The sequence below is a fragment of the Bacillus sp. cl96 genome (genome assembly GCF_900100505.1).
GTDB classification, from domain to species: domain Bacteria; phylum Bacillota; class Bacilli; order Bacillales; family Bacillaceae_G; genus Bacillus_A; species Bacillus_A cereus.
Map to the genome: position 1 here is coordinate 182407 of NZ_FNDM01000001.1, position 14051 is coordinate 196457.

A 14051-nucleotide genomic window follows, 5' to 3' on the forward strand; every position below is an offset into this window, starting at 1 on the left:
ATTAAAAGTTAAACACGAAATCATCGTCAGCTAACTTTTCAACGTTCGTTGCTTTTACGTAACCATTTCCTTTTACAGAGAAGAAATCATGGTTTTTCGTATCTGTACGTAAACCATTTAAAACAATTGGGTTAATTTCTTCTTCTTCAAACTTCGGCTCAAGTCCTAAGTTCATAAGCCCTTTATTCGCATTGTAACGAACGAAACGATTTACATCTTCTACAAGACCGATAGAAGTGTAAATTTCTTCTGTATAGGCCATTTCAATTTCATATAGTTCCATTAATAACTCTTGTGTTTCTTTTTGCACTTCTTGTTGCTCTTCTGCAGAAAGTTCTGCGAAGATTTGTTGTGCTAAAATACCGACGAATACGCCGTGAATTGACTCATCACGAATTATCAAGTTGATAATCTCACCACTTGCTGTTAGTTTTCCTTGACCAGCTAAGTAAAGTGGATAGAAGAATCCGCTATAGAATAAGTAACTTTCTAAGAACACACTTGCTACCATTGCCATGTATAACTCTTTTTTTGTTACTTCAGGCTTTAATAAACGACGATAGTAACTAGTAATAATACCAGCTTTTTTCTCAAGTAACGGATGATTGTCTACCCAGTCAAAAATATCATCAATCTCTTCTTCTGTAGCTAATGTTGTGAAAATGTGACTATAACTTTTCGCATGTACTTCTTCCATAGCTCCCATGAAAGCTAATACACTTTTCGCTTGTAAATTTTCAAGATGAACCAGTACAAGTGGCATTCCTTCGCCACCTTGTTTCGTATCTAAAAGTGTTAAACCACCTAATACACGCTTATAAGCAATTTGCTCTTCTTTCGATAATTGCACCCAAGTATTTTTGTCAGACGAAACCGCAATTTCTTCTTCTGTCCAAAACTGAGCGATGTTTTGCTTCCAAAACATTAAACTAAAATCATCTTCTTTTTTGTTCCAGTTTACCGCACGCATTAAATCGCCCCTTCTCTAAATATGATAACTAAGCATGAGCAGGGTTCAGAAAACCCTGCTCATCATGTCTCACTTTTTATATTAAACGGTACAAGCCACACACTCTTCCACGCTTAATTTACGTGTTCTCGTATAATACAGACTCTTTAAGCCTTTTTTATGTGCATAGATGTAGTAACGTGCTAATTCACGTGTTGAAATATCACTATTAACGTAAAGAATTGTACTAATTCCTTGGTCAATATGTTCTTGAATTTCTGCGATTAAATCAATTAATTTAAACTGATTCATATCGTAAGAAGATTTATAGTACCAGAACGTATCTTTTGATAAATACGGCATTGGATAATATGTTGTCGCATTCGCATATGTTCTTGATTCGATTTGACTTACGATCGGCATTACGCTTGAAGTTGCATTTTGAACGTAACTGATTGATTGTGTTGGAGCAATGGCAAGACGATATGAGTTGTATAAACCATTCTTCTGCACTTGCTCTTTTAAACTTGTCCAATCTTCTTTTGTTGGAATATGAATTCCTTCAAATAGTTGCTGAACTTTTTCAGTTACTGGGCTGTAATCTGTCGTTTCATACTTTTCGAAGTATGTGCCATTCGCATAATCAGATTTATCGAAGTCCTTAAATGTCTCGCCTTTTTCTGTAGCGATTTCCATACTTTTCTCAATAGAGTAGTAATTTAACATCATAAAGAATGTACGAGCGAATTCTTTCGCTTCTGCACTTTCATAAGCGATTTTATTTTTTGCTAAATATCCGTGTAAGTTCATTGCTCCAAGTCCAACTGAATGAAGCTCGTCATTTGCTTTTTTCACAGTTGGTGCATTCGGAATAATCGTCATATCAGAAACAGCTGTTAAAGCTTCCATTCCCGCATGAACTGCTTCACGAATTTCTTTATTTTCCATTACGTTTACGATATTTAACGATCCTAAGTTACAGTTAATATCACGACGGATAATGTCATCTGTACCGTAATCATTTATTTCTGAAGTTTCTTGAAGCTGGAAGATTTCTGTACATAAGTTCGACATCTTCACAGTTCCAATATCCTTCAATGGATGTTGATTATTTGCATTTGATTTAAACATTAAGTATGGGTAACCAGACTCAAGCTGAATCATAGCGATTTTAATAAGCATATCACGTGCACTAATATCTAGTGGCTTCTTCTTCACTTTCGGATTGCTCATTAATTCATCGTACATTTCATCGATATCAATGTCATCTAAATGCTTTCCGTATTCTTTATACACCGTGTAAGGCGCGAAAACATGGAAAGGTTCGTTTTTCTCAGCAAGCTCAAAGAACTTACTTGGAACGATAATTCCGATTGATAGAGACTGAATACGGCTCTTCTCATCGGCATTTATTTTTTTTGTATCAAGGAATTCAATAATATCCCAATGGAAAATGTTTAAATATACTGCACCGGCACCTTTTCGTTGGCCAAGCTGATTCGCATATGAAAACGAATCTTCAAGCAATTTCATAACAGGTACTACGCCACTTGCAGCGTTGTCGATACCTTTAATTTGCTCACCGCGTGCGCGTAGCTTAGATAAGTTTAAAGCTACTCCCCCGCCGATTTTCGATAATTGCATCGCAGTATTAATGTTAAAGCCGATCGAATTTAAGCTATCGTCCATCTCTAACAAGAAACAAGACACCATTTCTCCTCTTCTGCTTCTTCCCGCATTTAAAAAGGTTGGTGTCGCTGGTTGGTAGTTTTGTTTTACAATCATGCTTGCGAATTGTCTTGCCTTCGAAACATCACCGCGTCCTAAGTATAATGAAACAATTGCTACACGATCTTCATAGCTTTCTAAGTATTGTTTTTGATCATTCGTTTTTAACGCATAATCTTTGTAGAACTTAGATGCTGCCATATAAGATTGGAACTCGAAGTTTTCACCATAAGCGATGTTATATACTTCCTCTACTTCCTCCAAGCTATACTCGTCCAGAACGTTGTAATAGTAATCATGTTCTTTCATATACTCCATTCGCTCTGCCACGCTATTAAAAGGAACGGTATTCTCTCTAGCTTCTTCCATAAAGACTTCTAATGCCTCTTTATCTTTATGAAGCTGATAAAAACCGTCCTGCATTTGCGTGATTTCATTATTCAGTTCAATGTGTCGCAATCTCCCGCACCCTTTCCTTAAAATATTCTACATCGTTATTTGTTCCAGATAACTCAAATTTTGATACAATAGGCACTTCATATTTAGTAGAAATCTTGTCAGCACTTGCACCGAACATGTCTCCCCAGTTACGATTGCCGCTTGCAGATACGCCTTTTAATTTTTCATTATTGCGCTCTAAAAAGTCTAAAACACGTTCTGGTACATTGCCAAAACCTGTTGTATACGTAATAAGAATAAAGTCTTCATCTATTACTAGATCTTCATCAATTTGAACGGCCGGCATATTTAATTTGTGAATGAAACGCTTCACGTTTCCTGTCATAGAATCATATGCAACTAACATTTCCGACCCTCCCTCTCAAATCTATATTCTCTATATGTTGTTCTTGATTTCTCTATATATTGTATTACGTTTCAAAATAAGACACAAGATATATGTATAAATTCTTTCTTTTTTTAACTTTTACTTTTCGACATGATAGCCGTTTTTTTTCAATACAATGACTATGAAACAACATTCTAAAACTCATGTCAATAAAGTGCTTTTCAAAAAAGTTGTCAACGAATTTAACCTTATTTTTAAAAAAGTTAACAATATATTTTGTCATAAAACGTTAGATGCTGAAGAAATATATTTCTCCAGCATCACGCAAAAAAGAACAGATATGAAACTATAATCTGCTCTAAAAAACGATTACATTTATCAAATTTACCTTATTAAATATATTATACATATACTTTCGTTTCTCGTTACATACTAAAAGATAACTATTATAGAAAAAGATTATTATTATGGAACTTCAATTTATTTATGAAAAGTTTATTCAGAGTGCTCAATGCGCAAAATATCTTTTACAAATATATGATGCGGATTTTCATCTTTATCAATCATTGTACATACCGGAGCCTCTTCATCAAAGTATACAATCATTCCTTCTACGTACTGATATGTATGTCGAACTTGTACAGTTACTTTAATTTCTACTGCTTCTTCATATGCTCTTTTTATTTTCTGAAGCATTTTTGCTGAACATTTTCGTTTCTCTGGATACATAACCATTCCCATAAATCGATTGCCGGCTCTATCTTTCCACATATAATCCCAATGTGGTAAAATGCCTTGTTTAAAATCGCCCATAATTCCCCTCTCCTTTATCTTTTATTTATCCCGCATTAAACGTCCGATTGGTGAAAGGCTACTAATCAGTGAGAGATGCCCTGCTGATCAAAATTCCTCTTTATGAACGTGGCGTTTCTGAATATGTATAAATCACTTGCCCGCCTCGCTGTGCGTTACCAATGAAATGCTTAAAGTCTTCTCTATTTACAACAACTTCTCTGAACGTATAAAATACATCTTTCGTAACAACATACTCCTTTATTTCACCATTTTTTAGCTGATCTAAAATTGTATTTGCTAATTCTTTATCCATGTATTTCACCTCTCTGCAATATTTTATTTTATCGTATATTCTATAGGTCAACAACTGTAAATTTATCCCGCTATTTGCAGGTAGTGCGATTGGTGTTGACTACTAATCAGTCGTGGAATGAACAAAAAATCTTACTGATTAACGTTTCACTTTATCTCGTTGTTATGTCATGATTTTATTTTCGTTATTTCGCAAACAATATCGTTTTACTATATGTCCACTAAATATCATATACTAACATAGCTACTTCTCTATATCAAACATTTCGGCATTCAATTATGCAAAGTTCCATACCACTATGCTACAATATACAAATAGAACTAGGAGGGATACTATGATTCGGAAAGCAAAAAAGACAGATGCAATGGCAATAGCTCCTTTATTGTATAATGCTCTGCATGAAATTGCTGAAAAAATCACAGGTAGCACAGATGAAGCAGAAGTATTACTAGGACTTGAGACATGGTTCTCAAAAGAAAATAACCGTCTGAGCTACGAAAACTGTTTTGTCTATGAACAAGACGAGAGTGCAGTTGGAGTTATTGTCGCTTATCACGGTAGTGAAGCAACACAGCTTGACGCACCAATTGTACATCACTTAAGAGAATTACATAAAGATGAATCAATTACGTTAGAAAAAGAAGCTGAGCTTGATGAGTATTACATTGATACACTATCAGTTTCAAGTGCACACGGCGGAAAAGGTATCGGTTCTAAATTAATTGAAGCTGCCGAAATCTATGCAACTGAAAAAGGGCATGAAAAAATCGCTTTACTTGTTAATTTAGAAAACACACGCGCCTATTCACTATACGAAAAGTTAGGTTATAAAAAAGATGAAATTGTTATGCTAGTAGGCGAACCTTATGCTCATCTCGTAAAACCATTAAACGTCAAAATTTCTGTATCTTAAAAAGAAAGCACACGATTTATATAAATCGTGTGCTTTTATGTTAAATTCGTATTTAATATATTTCCATCCATCGCCTCGTGAAACGTATATGTTGTACATCCCCATGGCTTTCTATGCAAAATAGGCGAACCAAACCATCCCATTGCCCTCAGCTCCGTTCCAATCATCGAATTAAAATAATTATGACCTACAAGAGCAATACTTCCATGTACGAGAGCATAACGATGTAATACGTAAGCTGCTTGCCTTGCCCTCTCTCTTACTTCCTTATAAGATTCAACATTTTTATGGTAACCAAGTATCCATAATGCTCGTCCAATACACATCCATACGTTAAGTTTACACTTCAACCATTTTGGCGCATAAAAGCTCGCCGGAACTGCCGCTTCCCTAAAAAGAGAATTTTGTATAAAACATAAAGAATCCATTAATTCAGCTGCTGACTGTACAGCACACTTTTGATCACTCGTTACAATCAATTTCGCTACTTCAACCGCTTCTCTTGTTTCCAATGGTATAGGTTGTTTTTCTGTTATAGTATGTAAGTCATATCCTTTTATCCATTCATGAAAGGATGTAACCGTCATTGGTTCTATAGTACAATCTAAGCGACCATGACGAATAAAAGAAATCTTCATTCTTTTCACTCTCCATTCATCACTTATGAACTCTATTATGCACTAGTTCTAAACATCATACCACGCAAGAAAATAAAGTTATATACCTTTACATCTCCCCACCACTATCATGTGTTATCGAAGCATGGATACCATCCATCCCATCAAAATATGTACTCGTATCATATTGACGAATCTTTTTTAAATGCATATAAGAAAATAAAAATAAAATTAAAGCTATAACACTCCCCACAAATTCAAACATCATTTTACCGCCTCTAATTTCTCCCACTTCAGCAGGGTATTCTACTTTTTCATTATACCTCGATATAAAGATTCTCGCATTTTTGCTATTTTTTTCAAAAAACATGGATTTTCTACATATTTTCTTACAAAAAGTGAATATTTTTCGAATTTTTACTTTGGAAACATTTACAAAGTAGGAAATATGGTTCAAAATAGGAGGAAATAAAAAAACCCAAATTTATTCTTTTTTTGGGAAAACTGTAACAAGGAGAGTTGCTTATGCAGATCGCAGAAACTGGAGATATCATCGAATTTAAAGGTGGAATGCAAGGCCGTGTTCAAAAAGTAAATCAAAACTCTGTTATTGTTGATATAACAATTATGAAGAATTTTAGAGAACTAGATATGGAACCTCTTACAGTTGTAAGTCATAAAAACTATACTGTCATTAATCAAAATGCATAATATAATAGAAAGAAAGGGCCTGTATAGTATACAGGCCCTTTCTTTCTATTAACGATTATCAATTGTTTCCGGATATAGATCGTGGTTCATCATGCGGTAATCAGCCATTTGTTCATACTTCGTCCCTGGGCGCCCGTAGTTACAGTATGGATCAATTGAAATGCCACCACGTGGTGTGAATTTCCCCCATACCTCAATATAACGTGGATCCATTAATTTAATTAAATCGTTCATAATAACGTTCATGCAATCTTCATGGAAATCACCATGATTGCGGAAACTAAATAAATACAACTTTAAAGATTTACTCTCTACCATTTTTTGCTCTGGAATATAGCTAATATAAATTGTTGCAAAATCTGGTTGTCCTGTTTTCGGGCATAAACTTGTAAATTCAGGACAATTGAATTTTACAAAATAATCACGGTTTGGATGATTATTATCAAATACCTCTAATATTTCTGGGCTATATTCAAATAAATATTTTGTATTTTGATTCCCTAGTAATGTTACATCTTTTAAATCTTCATCTAATCTTCCTGTCATTTTAAACATCCCTTCTCGTTATACGCCGCGTTTATTTCCCCATACTAATGCATGAAGCTGAGGCAATACTTTTGCATCATTCATCTCTTTACAATTTACGGCTTTATCAATCAGCCATTCATACTTATCTAATAATTTTTTTATAAGCATCGCATCATCCACTGTTTTTGTATCATCGTTTCCTACTTGTAAGAAAAATGGTACCTTTGGATAACGTTCGTGCATCTTAACTGCATATTCAAAATCATGATCATCGAATACTACTACTTTTAAACTAATATCTTTTCCTGCTAGTTTCTGAATAATAGCATCTAACCTCTGAAAATCTGTTTTCATCGTTGAACTTGGTGGTTTTGGAGAAATTGTTATCTCATCAATTTGAAGTAACCAATCTTGCCATTTACTCCCTTGCGTTTCAATTGCCGTTCGCATTCCATTTTCTTTTAATATAGAAAGAAGAAACTCAATATTTTTCAATAATGCCGGATTTCCACCTGAAATCGTAACATGAGAAAAATTTTCTCCTCCAATTGCAACAAGCTCATCCCAAATATCTTCTGGTGTCATCTGTCTAATTTGATCTTTAGCTGATCCATCCCACGTAAAAGCAGAATCACACCAAGCACAGCTATAATCACAACCAGCTGTACGGATAAACATTGTCTTTTGCCCTACAACCATTCCTTCACCTTGAATAGTCGGACCGAATATTTCTAAGACAGGGATTTTACTCATCAAGCATCCACTCCCGTCTTACTTCCGCATAACTAGTCGGCGTCTCAAATAAACGAACAAATTCAACGCGAGCTCCTTTATATTCGTTCACTCGATTTTCTTTTGTTAGTGCTTCTGCCATCTTTTCATAAATCCAAACGACCATATTTTCAGCAGTCGTATTCATTGCAGGTAACGTTTCGTTTAAATAACGATGATCTAGATAAATTTCTATTTCATTCTTCCAAATTTCTTTTATATCTCCAAAGTCAATTGCAAGACCTATTTCATTTACATATCCACTAATTCCAAATACAACTTTATATGTGTGACCATGTAAGTTTTTACATTTCCCTTCATAACAGTGTAAATGGTGTGCTGCATCAAATGTAAATTCCTTGCTGACCATTACTCTTTTATTATGGTATTTGAGTTGTTTACGCTGAATATCCTTGTCCATTTTTTGCAAATTCTCTACGATGCGAAATCCAAAAAAGTTATCCATTAGTTGTTCGCTCCTTCGCGTTCTTGTAGGTACGTATCTAATCCTGCTTTACGAAGTTGACATGCTGGACATTCACCGCAACCATCACCAATGATTCCGTTATAACATGTTAATGTTTTTTCTCGAACAAACTCAAATGCTCCAAGTTCATCTGATAATTTCCATGTTTCAGCCTTATCAATCCACATAAGTGGCGTGTGAATGACAAACGGGTAATCCATAGATAAATTTAAAGTAACATTTAACGATTTCACAAACACGTCACGGCAGTCTGGATAACCACTGAAATCAGTTTCACATACACCCGTTACAATATGACGTGCTCCAACTTGTTTTGCTAATACAGCAGCAAATGATAAGAAGAGTAAATTTCGTCCATCTACAAATGTCGATGGCAATTCACCTTCTTCATGTGTAATCTCCATATCCGTTCTCGTTAACGCATTTGGAGCAAGTTGATTTAATAGACTCATATCTAGTACCGTATGCTTTATTCCTAGTTCTTTTGCAATTTCCGCTGCACAATCAATTTCTAGCTTATGACGTTGATTGTAATTAAACGTTACAGCTTCTACCTCTGCAAACTGCTCTATTGCCCAAAATAAACATGTCGTACTATCTTGTCCTCCACTAAAAACAACAACTGCTTTTTCTTTTTTCATTTCACTCATTCTCCTTCTCTACTATAAATAAGAAGAAAGAACGTTCTTGAACTGTCACAATAAAAAAACAAAACAATACCTAAGGATATTGTTGTTTCCATAGTTTTTTATAGAGGGAGTTCGCGAACCTCTCCCGCGCGGTGCACGGAATTTCTTCTTTCATTGACACAGCTTATTGTAACATATTGTATACTAGCGTAAAAATTTCTGATTTTTCAGCTATTTATTATTTCATTTCTTTCATTTTATAGTATGATTAATTTAATATAAGAAGAGAGGAGGCATCCCACTGAAATCCTTTATTATTTATCTCTTTTTAAATATATTATTCATCCTGATTACAATGCTCGTATATCATTTATTTTGGAATCAAAAAGGGAAACGCTCTCCTAAATTAAATTCAGCTATATTCATTGTACTCTGTTGCCTCGCTACCGTACTCTGTATTACATTTGCAGCAAAAACAAATAATGGTTTTCAATTTGATATGCGCCATATTGTATTAATTGTCGGTACATTAACGGGAGGGCCTATTGCTGGTGGTTCTATCTTAGTTGTATTAAACATATATCGCTTATTATTAGGTGGGGTAGGTGTTTTCCCATCTCTTATCGGTTCTGTTCTTCTATTTATTGTTCTATTATTAACATATAAATTTTTCAATCGAACTTCTAATCGTATAAAAATAACACTTGCTATTATCTACAGTCTCACATACGGATTTAGTTGGATACCATTCTTCCTTTCAAAGGTTACAAATAAGACTGATTATATACCGCATATTATTGTGTATGAATTATGTTCAATGCTTGGTACGATTCTAATTTTATATTTACTACACATATTACAAACTCAAGTTCGTCTCCAAAATGAACTTATAAATGCTGAAAAGTTTCATTTAATTGGTGAAATGGCAGCGTCTATCTCTCATGAAATTCGCAATCCATTAACTTCAACGAAAGGGTTTTTACAACTGTTACAATCAGATACATGCACTGAGCAGGAACGAAAATTATATATCGACATTGCCATTAATGGCATCGAACAAGCAAATCATGTTCTTACAGATTATTTAACCTTTGCTAAACCAAGCATTGAAAAAGAACAAATATTACAGTTAGAAGAAGAATTACTCCATGCATTGTCGCTAATTACACCGCTTGCTAATTTAACAAATGTACGTACTCATTATATAAAGCAAAGCACTTCTTTTTTTATCGCTGGAGAAAAGCAAAAACTAAATCAATGTTTATTAAATATTTTAAAAAATTGCATTGAGGCTATGCCAAAAGGCGGTGATCTTTATTTCACATTAGTTCCTGATCATAAGCATATTCAGTTATATATAAAAGATACAGGAGTCGGTATGGATTCAGAACAAGTAAAACGTCTTGGTTCGCCCTTTTATTCAACGAAAGAAAAAGGTACTGGACTTGGAATGATGGTCGTATTCAGTGTTGTTCAAGCTATGAATGGAAAAATTGATATTATAAGTGAAAAAGGAATCGGTACAACCTTTTTATTAACTTTTCCACTCATACAAAAAACGTGATGAAATACTCATCACGTTTTTTCTGTTCCTTCAACTAATTCAGCAAAAGCTTTCACTTTTCCGTGCGGTTGTTGATTTTCTTTACGTGCTTTCCAGGCGCGCTCTTCTTCTCGCTTCTTCTTAGACATGTTTTTTCAACTCCTTCTTTTCTTTCTTATTTCTCCATGTAGTATTCCAAAATAAGAAAGAAAACTATGCACGTATCAAAAAAGAAGTGGTTTCCCACTTCTTCCACTTTAGCGTTGCAAAATTGCATGTTTCGCCTCTTTTAACTGCGTAAGATGTCTTTGTTCATGCAAATCAAGAAATTGAACCCATTGATACAAATTCAGATCATTAAAAACAGGATGCTTTAATCCATTTTCAAATAAATCTTTTTCATCTATAACACTATGAAGCGCGTGTAATAGTTCTTGGCGTGAATGTTCTAGCAATTGAATTCCTTGCTGTTTTTTCATTAAAGTTTCTGTTGGTTGCATTTGCTGAGGAGCTTCTCGTTTATGTGTGCGATCAAGCGTAAGTTGGAGGTCTTTAAATGGAGTCATGTTTCTTTCATTTTTTTGTAAAGCATATACAAGGGCAGACGTGACAGATTGTTCAACTAAATGCAAGTGGTGTAAAATTTGAATAATACTCCATTTATCACGGCGTGGCTTTACATTCACTTCTGTGTCATTTAACATTTCAATTTCTGATAATAGCGTGCTTCGAGTAGCCTGTAATGAGTTTACTAAACTTTCTAAACTTACATCCATATTAGATTGAAGCATACTTGTTCCCCCCCTTTTGTTGGTGAAAAGAGGTGCTCCTTATTAGAAACACCCTTTAGTATTCTGAATTTTCTTTTATTATCTCATCATTTTCCCATTATGTCGATGTTAAACATGTGAAAAAAAGCGCATGTTTTTTACAATTTTGTGTCGTCAATCGCATGTAACCATGCTTCAATTTCTGTAATAACACTTTTCACACAGCCTTCAGCAAATGGTGATGTTAAATTTGCAACCTCTACTAATTCTAAGAACGATTTACTTCCACCTTGTTGGCACAGATTCACATAATCTTCCCACGCCTCTTGTCTATTATCTCTTGCACGTTTCCAAAATTGTAGCGCACAAATTTGAGCAAGCGTGTAATCAATATAATAGAACGGTGAGCTATAAATATGCCCTTGACGTTGCCAAAAACCACCGCGCTCTAAATAATCATTCTCCTCATAATCACGATGTGGTAAATATTTCTTCTCTATGTTACGCCATGCTGTCTTACGCTCTTCAGGTGATGCTTCAGGATTTTCATATACATAATGTTGATATTCATCAACAGATACACCATAAGGTAAAAACAGAAGTGCTGAACTTAAGTGAGAGAAGTAATATTTATCTGCATCTTCTTCAAAGAATAGCTTCATCCATGGCCATGTAAAGAATTCCATACTCATAGAGTGGATTTCACACGCCTCATATGTTGGCCAATTATATTCTGGAATTTCAAATTTACGACTTTCATATACTTGGAAAGCATGACCTGCTTCATGTGTTAATACATCAATGTCACCAGATGTTCCATTGAAGTTTGAGAAAATAAATGGCGCTTTATAATTCTCAATATATGTACAATATCCGCCACCAGCTTTTCCTTTTTTCGCAACTAAATCTAATAAATCATTATCTAGCATGAAATTGAAAAATTCATCTGTTTCAGCCGATAACTCTTTATACATTGTCTTTCCATGATCAACAATCCAATCCGCATCTCCTTTTGGAGTTGGGTTACCTGTAGCAAACTCAAAGTTTTCGTCGTAATAAGCTAACTTCTCTACACCGATACGTGCTTGTTGTCGCTTTCTTAATTCCGTTGTAACGGGAACGATATAATCTAGCACTTGCTGACGGTAATTAGCCACCATCTCCGCATTATAATCTGTACGGTACATTCTTGCATATCCAAGTTCAACAAAGTTTTTGAAACCTAAAGATTTTGCGATTTTCGTTCTCACTTTAACAAGCTCATCATAAATACGATCTAGTTCTTCCTCATTTCCAGCTAAAAATCCGTAGTATGCTTCACTTGCTGCTTTACGTTCGCTTCTTTCTTTTCCTTGCATAAACGGAATCAGTTGCGATAACGTTCTTTCTTCTCCAGCAAAGTCAATTTTTGCAGATGCTAATAACTGTGTATATTGCGATGATAATTTATTTTCTAATTGTAAATCTTTCACGACTTCATCTGAATATGTTTTTAAATCACATTCTGCTAGAGCAAATAATTGTTTTCCATAATACGCCTCTAATTCTTCACGAAATGGAGAATTAATGAGTGCCTTATAATATTTTGTACCATATCCTTGTACAACTGGAGAGAATTCATCAAAGAAATCCTGCTCCTCCTTATAAAAAGTATCCGTCGTATCAACAGAATGGCGAATGTAACAAAGGTTTCCCATTGTACCAAAATCGTTGCGAATCTCATTAATTGAATGAATGACTTGTTTTTGTTCTTCTACAGTTTTTGCGTTATCAAACTTCTCTAAAGCAACAGTAAATTTCTCTTTTAACTCTTCAATATTTGGGCGTTTATATTCATAGTCTTTAAATGACATGAACGAGCCTCCTCTCCATTACATACCTTTATTATAATTCAATACGTATTCTTGAATTCCCTCTTAATTTTCAACAAATTTCGGCAGTGATTGCCCTGAGCTCATTACAAATAAAAAAGCCTTGGATTTATTTATCCAAAGCTCCTTTGGAACATATTATTTTTCATACTTCCCAATTTTTTTTAATAAATCAAGTAATTCATCTTTTTCATCTTTCGTTAACATTTCAAAAGACTGATGTATAACTTTCTCATGCCCCGGAAAAATAGAAGCAATAAAGTTCTCGCCAGACTCAGTTAATTGCGCGTAAATAACACGTCTGTCATTCGGACATGGAATTCTCTTTACTAATCCCTTTTTCTCCAGCTTATCTACAACATATGTAATGCTGCCACTAGCTATTAAAATACGCTCACCAATTTGCTGAAGTGGTTGACCGCCTTTATGATATAGCAGTTCTAATACAGCAAATTCAGTTGGATTTAACCCGTTACTTTGTATAGATTTATTTGTAGTATCCATAACAGAACGATGTACACGAGATAATGCAATAAATACTTTTAAAGATTGAGAAATATCTTCTCGTTCATTATTTGATGTCATACAAATTTCAACCCTTCACTTAAATTCTCAGCAATAAAAAGAAAATGCCAGTTC

The 14051-nt window shown here is 34.4% G+C and carries 18 protein-coding genes and 1 riboswitch; of the genes, 3 read left to right on the forward strand and 15 right to left on the reverse strand.

Going from position 1 to position 14051, the window contains the following annotated elements:
• Window position 1: 1 nt before the first annotated feature.
• The 5 genes from nrdF to BLT20_RS01105 all read right to left on the reverse strand — a co-directional run bounded on the left by nrdF (window position 2) and on the right by BLT20_RS01105 (window position 4572).
• Window positions 2-970, reverse strand: a complete 969-nt coding sequence (gene nrdF, locus BLT20_RS01080) for a class 1b ribonucleoside-diphosphate reductase subunit beta (RefSeq protein WP_001203029.1) — start codon at window positions 968-970, stop codon at window positions 2-4.
• A gap of 81 nt (window positions 971-1051) precedes the next feature.
• Entirely contained in the window at window positions 1052-3136 is a 2085-nt protein-coding gene (gene nrdE, locus BLT20_RS01085; RefSeq protein ID WP_001215839.1) for a class 1b ribonucleoside-diphosphate reductase subunit alpha, read from the reverse strand.
• Window positions 3123-3482, reverse strand: coding sequence for a class Ib ribonucleoside-diphosphate reductase assembly flavoprotein NrdI (nrdI, locus tag BLT20_RS01090; protein WP_000959447.1), 360 nt, complete (start codon window positions 3480-3482; stop codon window positions 3123-3125). The genes nrdE and nrdI overlap by 14 nt, the downstream gene beginning before the upstream one ends.
• Before the next feature lie 477 nt (window positions 3483-3959).
• Complete coding sequence (locus BLT20_RS01100) at window positions 3960-4277, reverse strand: hypothetical protein (RefSeq protein WP_000502205.1); 318 nt, start codon at window positions 4275-4277, stop codon at window positions 3960-3962.
• A 100-nt stretch (window positions 4278-4377) separates the two neighbouring features.
• A complete protein-coding gene (locus BLT20_RS01105; protein ID WP_000356684.1) occupies window positions 4378-4572 on the reverse strand; it encodes a hypothetical protein in 195 nt (64 codons plus the stop codon).
• Window positions 4573-4906: 334 nt separating this feature from the next.
• Between BLT20_RS01105 and BLT20_RS01110 the strand changes: the two genes are divergently transcribed.
• Complete coding sequence (locus BLT20_RS01110) at window positions 4907-5485, forward strand: GNAT family N-acetyltransferase (protein WP_000619542.1); 579 nt, start codon at window positions 4907-4909, stop codon at window positions 5483-5485.
• Window positions 5486-5520: 35 nt separating this feature from the next.
• Here BLT20_RS01110 and BLT20_RS01115 read toward each other — a convergent pair whose 3' ends face one another.
• Together BLT20_RS01115 and BLT20_RS30400 are read right to left on the reverse strand one after the other, a co-directional pair.
• Entirely contained in the window at window positions 5521-6123 is a 603-nt protein-coding gene (locus tag BLT20_RS01115) for a hypothetical protein (RefSeq protein ID WP_000703100.1), read from the reverse strand.
• A gap of 88 nt (window positions 6124-6211) precedes the next feature.
• Complete coding sequence (locus BLT20_RS30400; RefSeq protein ID WP_000464657.1) at window positions 6212-6472, reverse strand: hypothetical protein; 261 nt, start codon at window positions 6470-6472, stop codon at window positions 6212-6214.
• Window positions 6473-6627: 155 nt separating this feature from the next.
• Here BLT20_RS30400 and BLT20_RS01125 point away from each other — a divergent pair, with 155 nt between their 5' ends.
• Window positions 6628-6813, forward strand: a complete 186-nt coding sequence (locus tag BLT20_RS01125) for a YkvS family protein (RefSeq protein WP_001165082.1) — start codon at window positions 6628-6630, stop codon at window positions 6811-6813.
• Window positions 6814-6861: 48 nt separating this feature from the next.
• On the opposite strand, the gene queF is transcribed toward BLT20_RS01125, so the two are convergent.
• The 4 genes from queF to queC are packed head-to-tail and all read right to left on the reverse strand — an operon-like array spanning window position 6862 to window position 9240.
• Entirely contained in the window at window positions 6862-7359 is a 498-nt protein-coding gene (queF, locus tag BLT20_RS01130; protein WP_001986050.1) for a preQ(1) synthase, read from the reverse strand.
• Between the two features lie 18 nt (window positions 7360-7377).
• Window positions 7378-8094, reverse strand: a complete 717-nt coding sequence (gene queE / locus BLT20_RS01135) for a 7-carboxy-7-deazaguanine synthase QueE (RefSeq protein WP_000036294.1) — start codon at window positions 8092-8094, stop codon at window positions 7378-7380.
• Entirely contained in the window at window positions 8087-8578 is a 492-nt protein-coding gene (queD, locus tag BLT20_RS01140) for a 6-carboxytetrahydropterin synthase QueD (RefSeq protein ID WP_000368414.1), read from the reverse strand. Before queD ends, queE begins: the two co-directional genes overlap by 8 nt.
• Complete coding sequence (gene queC, locus BLT20_RS01145) at window positions 8578-9240, reverse strand: 7-cyano-7-deazaguanine synthase QueC (protein ID WP_000711595.1); 663 nt, start codon at window positions 9238-9240, stop codon at window positions 8578-8580. The genes queD and queC overlap by 1 nt, the downstream gene beginning before the upstream one ends.
• A 93-nt stretch (window positions 9241-9333) precedes the next feature.
• Window positions 9334-9377: riboswitch (PreQ1 riboswitch) on the reverse strand.
• A gap of 206 nt (window positions 9378-9583) precedes the next feature.
• Between queC and kinB the strand changes: the two genes are divergently transcribed.
• A complete protein-coding gene (kinB, locus tag BLT20_RS01150; protein WP_000964154.1) occupies window positions 9584-10792 on the forward strand; it encodes a sporulation sensor histidine kinase KinB in 1209 nt (402 codons plus the stop codon).
• A gap of 11 nt (window positions 10793-10803) precedes the next feature.
• Here kinB and BLT20_RS30865 read toward each other — a convergent pair whose 3' ends face one another.
• From BLT20_RS30865 to BLT20_RS01170, 4 genes are all read right to left on the reverse strand, one after another.
• The gene (locus BLT20_RS30865; RefSeq protein ID WP_000038355.1) at window positions 10804-10920 is read right to left on the reverse strand and encodes a DUF6254 family protein; all 117 of its coding nucleotides are present in this window, start codon (window positions 10918-10920) and stop codon (window positions 10804-10806) included.
• A 108-nt stretch (window positions 10921-11028) separates the two neighbouring features.
• On the reverse strand, window positions 11029-11562 hold the full coding sequence (locus tag BLT20_RS01160; RefSeq protein WP_000941961.1) for a DinB family protein: 534 nt from the start codon (window positions 11560-11562) through the stop codon (window positions 11029-11031).
• A gap of 137 nt (window positions 11563-11699) precedes the next feature.
• Complete coding sequence (locus tag BLT20_RS01165) at window positions 11700-13394, reverse strand: M3 family oligoendopeptidase (RefSeq protein WP_000008577.1); 1695 nt, start codon at window positions 13392-13394, stop codon at window positions 11700-11702.
• Window positions 13395-13550: 156 nt separating this feature from the next.
• Complete coding sequence (locus tag BLT20_RS01170) at window positions 13551-13997, reverse strand: MarR family winged helix-turn-helix transcriptional regulator (protein ID WP_000203336.1); 447 nt, start codon at window positions 13995-13997, stop codon at window positions 13551-13553.
• Between the last annotated feature and the right edge of the window lie 54 nt (window positions 13998-14051).